The organism is Paenibacillus sp. GbtcB18 (assembly GCF_019091125.1).
In the GTDB taxonomy this organism is placed as follows: domain Bacteria; phylum Bacillota; class Bacilli; order Paenibacillales; family NBRC-103111; genus Paenibacillus_F; species Paenibacillus_F chitinolyticus.
The window spans coordinates 1-246 of record NZ_JAGXJX010000678.1; the positions used below are offsets into that span (position 1 = coordinate 1).

Consider the following 246-nt stretch of genomic DNA (forward strand, 5'->3'; position numbering starts at 1 on the left):
ACAAGTGACAAGGCGTGCAAAGAGGGAGACTTCTTTATTTCAATACATTCTCACCATTAGTGGTGTACAGGACGGGTTCGGTTTACTTACACATCCGCGTGAAGTTGCAGAAGGAGCCAATACTGACGGTTGGATATCAGTTATTATTGGATGTGCTATAACTATCTTAGTTAGCCTTTGCATAGTACATATCATGTCACAACACCCTGGCTATACTATACTAGATGGGTTAATACGTAACCTTGG

Annotated in this window: 1 protein-coding gene; it reads left to right on the forward strand. The window is 41.5% G+C overall.

Going from position 1 to position 246, the window contains the following annotated elements:
• Positions 1 to 4: 4 nt before the first annotated feature.
• The coding region (locus KVT34_RS30790; protein ID WP_217563353.1) for a GerAB/ArcD/ProY family transporter at positions 5 to 246 on the forward strand (242 nt) is incomplete at its 3' end.